We start from the raw sequence: 2,890 nt of genomic DNA on the forward strand, positions 1-2,890 counted from the left end.
ACCGCCCTTGGCATCCCCGTCACAAAGGCAGTGGCATAAATCCGTCTGGGGTAAGGGGAAAACCGTCCGTCAGCTGATTTGCGCAACAGAGTCGTGTCCAGGCCATGCTGAATCAGGCAGCGCTGACCGGCGAGTCGATGCCTATCCGAGTGCGCCGGGGACAAGAGGTCATGAGCGGCTCGACCAACGCGGGCGAGGCCTTTGATCTGGGGGTCACGCGGGCGGCGGCCGACAGCACCTATGCCGGGATCGTCCGGCTGGTCGAGGCGGCGCAAGCCTCCAAGGCGCCGATGGCACGGCTGGCCGATCGCTATTCCATGCTATTTCTGGCTGTCACAGCTGCCTTGGCAACCGCCGCCTGGTGGGTCACGGGCGATCCGATCCGCGCGGTGGCGGTACTTGTAGTGGCAACGCCGTGCCCCCTGATCCTTGCCGTGCCGGTCGCGCTGGTAGCCGGCTTGTCGCGCGCCGCGCATTTCGGCGTGCTGATTAAGGGGGCGAAGCCTTTGGAGGCGCTCGCGCGGATCAAGACGCTGATCCTCGACAAGACAGGAACGCTGACGGACGGGCGGCCGCAGATCGTGTCGATTGAAACGCATGGCGACCTGTCCAAGGACGAGGTCCTGCACTATGCGGCAGCCCTCGATCAGGCGTCGAAGCACCCGATCGCGCAGGCCATCGTTACGGCGGCGCAGGCGCGCGGCACCGTCCTGCCGGTGCCGCACGACATCATCGAGACGCCGGGCGAAGGCGTGTCGGGTATGATAGATGGCCGCAAAGTCGTGGTCGGCGGCGCTTCCTTTGTCGCTTCACAGACAAGCGTGCATGACCCAGACAGCACGCTGACAACCGCAGGTGCGGTGATCGTGTCGCTTGGGGTCGATGGCAAAATGGCAGGCCATATCGTGATGGCCGATGCCCTTCGATCCGGCACGGCGGACCTATTGGCAGGCTTGCGCAGGTTGGGGATAGCCCGGATCATCCTGGCCACCGGCGACCGCCGCGCGGTGGCAGAAGCGGTGACCGAAGGTCTGGGCCTTGATGCCATCCGCGCCGATCTGACCCCGGATCAGAAGGTGTTGCTGGTCCTGACAGAGCACAAGAACGGCCCGGTGATGATGGTGGGCGACGGGGTGAACGACGCCCCAGCCCTTGCCGCCGCTGACGTCGGGGTGGCCATGGGCGCACGCGGGGCTGCGGCATCGGCCGAGGCGGCAGACGTAGTCCTCATGGTCGATCACCTTGACCGATTGCTGCCGGGGATTGAGATTGCGCAGCGCAGCCGAAGGATCGCTTTGGAAAGCGTCGCAGCCGGGATCGGCCTGTCGGTCTTTGGCATGATTGCAGCCGCATTTGGATACCTGACGCCGGTGCAAGGGGCCCTGGCGCAAGAGGTGATCGATGTCGCCGTGATACTGAACGCACTGCGAGCCCTGCGGATCAAACCACGCGGGGCCGCTCCATCACATCCTCACATCCCTGCATTGAACGGACCCAATACATGAGCAGATTGTCCGATTCCGAAAGCCACATGGTCCATCGCATCGGCTGGCTGCGCGCCGCCGTGCTGGGGGCGAATGATGGCCTTGTCTCGACCGCAAGTCTGGTCGTGGGCGTGGCCGCCGCCGGGTCCGGGCGGCCCGAAATTCTGATCGCTGGTTTGGCGGGTCTGGTCGCGGGCGCCATGTCCATGGCGGCGGGTGAGTATGTTTCGGTCAGCTCGCAAACGGACGCCGAGCAAGCCGATCTTGCGCGCGAAACCAGAGAACTGAAAGACACTCCCGAGGCGGAACTGGACGAACTGACACGCATCTATATCGGGCGTGGGCTTGACGATGGACTGGCACGGCAGGTCGCGGTCCAGCTGACGCAAAAAGATGCGCTGGGGGCCCATGCGCTGGACGAGCTTGGCATCTCGGAGACTGTGACCGCCCGGCCGATCCAGGCGGCGCTGGTCTCGGCGATGACCTTTGCGGCTGGGGCCGTCATCCCGCTGATCGTGGCGTCTGTGGCACCTGCTGCGCAGATCTCCCTGCTTGTCGCAGTGACGACATTGGTCGCGCTGATGGCACTTGGCGGGCTCGGCGCCACGGCCGGAGGGGCCGGCATACTCAAGGGCGGTATCCGGGTGACATTCTGGGGCGCGCTTGCCATGGCCGCGACGACCGCCGTCGGGTGGATCTTTGGCGTGGCGGCGTGACGGTCGCTCAATCACAGAAGGGGCGCACCCGGTCTGATCGCCAGCGACTGATGTCGATCAATCACATCGATCCTTCACCATGCAAACCTGAAAATTCATAAAAGGAACCTGCAATGACCATGAAAAGAGACCATTTCGGCAGCGTCCGAGGATACACGATCTAGCAAATCGGCCTGCACTGGCTGATCGCGGCGCTTGTTTTCGCGCAGCTTATCTTCGGCAAAAGCATGACCGAAGCAATCGACGCGGCCGAAGAAGGGGAAGCCGTTGCAGTTGGCGAGGCTTTTCTTGCCGGAATGCACTACTATTTCGGCATCGCCATCCTTGCACTGGTCGCCGTCCGGCTGGTCCTGCGCTGGAAGAACGGTGCCCTGCCGCCACCCCGGAAACAAGTGGCGCCGTTGAGCTGGCGGGCAAGGTTTCCCACTGGTTGTTTTACGCGCGGCTCATCGTGGTGCCCGTCACCGGACTGCTGGGGTATTACTATGGCGATCCCTATGACGAGTGGCACACCTATGCAAAGCCCGTGTTCATCGGCCTGATCGCGCTGCATGTCGCCGCTTCACTGTATCACCAGTTCTGGCGCAAGGAAGGACGTAAGCGTCGTCTCCGTCCCATTGGGATTTCAGTTGCGGGCAGGATTTGCGACGAGGTCAGCCTGACGCTTTCGCCCTCGTAAGAGCTCAGAAT

Annotated in this window: 1 protein-coding gene and 2 pseudogenes; all 3 read left to right on the plus strand. The window is 63.4% G+C overall.

The annotated features are described in order from the left end of the window. Positions 1 to 101: 101 nt before the first annotated feature. A pseudogene (locus BMX16_RS17115) lies at positions 102 to 1,505 on the plus strand (heavy metal translocating P-type ATPase); the annotation flags it as partial. Continuing rightward, complete coding sequence (locus tag BMX16_RS17120; RefSeq protein ID WP_089905991.1) at positions 1,502 to 2,200, plus strand: VIT1/CCC1 transporter family protein; 699 nt, start codon at positions 1,502 to 1,504, stop codon at positions 2,198 to 2,200. The pseudogene BMX16_RS17115 and the gene BMX16_RS17120, both read left to right, overlap by 4 nt. 227 nt (positions 2,201 to 2,427) lie before the next feature. Further along, positions 2,428 to 2,879 (plus strand): annotated as a pseudogene (locus BMX16_RS18130) (cytochrome b). Positions 2,880 to 2,890: the final 11 nt, after the last annotated feature.

Origin of the sequence: Loktanella fryxellensis (assembly GCF_900110065.1) — a bacterium.
In the GTDB taxonomy this organism is placed as follows: Bacteria; Pseudomonadota; Alphaproteobacteria; order Rhodobacterales; family Rhodobacteraceae; genus Loktanella; species Loktanella fryxellensis.

Excerpts from the sequence above, each read along its gene's own strand:
- BMX16_RS17120 (WP_089905991.1), top strand. The coding sequence starts at position 1,502 with ATGAGCAGATTGTCCGATTCCGAAAGCCACATGGTCCATCGCATCGGC.